We start from the raw sequence: 1,390 nt of genomic DNA, 5'->3' as shown, positions 1-1,390 counted from the left end.
GGGACTGTGTAAATAACGGTGTATTCGGCTCGACACGCCGGGCAGTGGCCTGGCGGGGAGGAGCCGGACGTGGCCGCGACACTTGAGGCTGTGCCGAACAGCGAGAATCTGAGGAATCTGTCCGAGGCAGAGGCCGCCCGCGAGCTCGTGCGGATGGCCAGGGAGCAGGGTCTGGCATTGACCGGTCCTGACGGTCTGCTGAAACAACTGACCAAGACAGTCATAGAGACCGCACTCGACGAGGAGATGACGGAACACCTTGGCTACGAAAAACATGATGCTGTGGCCAAGGAAACCGGCAATTCCCGCAACGGGACAAGGTCCAAGACGGTGCTGACCGAGACGACCGGTGCCGTGGAGATCGAGGTTCCGCGCGACCGCGATGGCTCGTTCGAGCCGGTCATCGTGCGGAAGCGCCAGCGTCGGCTGAACGGGGTCGACGAGGTGGTGCTCTCGCTCTACGCCAAGGGCCTGACAACCGGAGAGATCAGCGCGCATTTCGCGCAGATCTACGGCGCCTCGGTCTCGAAGGAGACGATCTCCAGAATCACCGACAAGGTGCTTGAGGAGATGGCCGAATGGCAGAACCGTCCGCTCGATGAGGTCTACGCCGCAGTGTTCATCGACGCGATCGTGGTCAAGATCCGCGACGGACAGGTCGCCAACCGGCCGATCTACGCCGCGATCGGTGTCACCCTGGCCGGGGAGAAGGAAATCCTGGGCCTCTGGGCCGGCAGCGGCGGCGAGGGAGCGAAGTTCTGGATGAGCGTGCTCACCGACATCCGCAACCGCGGGGTCAGGGACACGTTCTTCCTGGTTTGTGACGGGCTCAAGGGCCTGCCCGAAGTCGTCGGCAATGTCTGGCCGATGGCCATCGTGCAGACCTGCATCATCCACCTGATCCGCAATACCTTCCGTCTGGCTTCAAAGAAGGATTGGGATGCCATCAAACGGGCCATCAAGCCGGTCTACACCGCGGTGAACGCGGCCGCGGCGAGGTCGGCGTTTGACGAGTTTGCGGACCAGTGGGGGCAGCGCTACGGCGCGATCGTCCGGCTGTGGGAGAACGCATGGGAGGAGTTCATACCGTTCCTGGACTACGACGCGGAAATCCGGCAGGTAATCTGCTCGACCAACGCGATTGAGTCCCTCAACGCCCGATACCGGAGAGCGGTGAAAGCGCGCGGTCATTTCCCGACCGAACAGGCCGCGCTAAAGTGCCTGTATCTGGTCACCCGATCGCTGGATCCGACCGGTACCGGCGGCGTGCGATGGGTAACGCGCTGGAAGCCCGCTCTCAACGCATTCGCCATCACCTTCAGCGACCGGTTCCCGACCGCTGAAAACTACTAATGGAAACCGCCGGATACACCGTTAAAGGGATAGTCCC

The 1,390-nt window shown here is 62.4% G+C and carries 1 protein-coding gene; it reads left to right on the top strand.

The features are described from left to right. Nucleotides 1-69: 69 nt before the first annotated feature. On the top strand, nt 70-1,353 hold the full coding sequence (locus E4J89_RS19285) for an IS256 family transposase (RefSeq protein WP_136787826.1): 1,284 nt from the start codon (nt 70-72) through the stop codon (nt 1,351-1,353). Nucleotides 1,354-1,390: the final 37 nt, after the last annotated feature.

The organism is Arthrobacter sp. CAU 1506 (genome assembly GCF_005047635.1).
Classification (GTDB): domain Bacteria; phylum Actinomycetota; class Actinomycetes; order Actinomycetales; family Micrococcaceae; genus Crystallibacter.
This window is presented reverse-complemented; position numbering and strand designations above follow the sequence as displayed.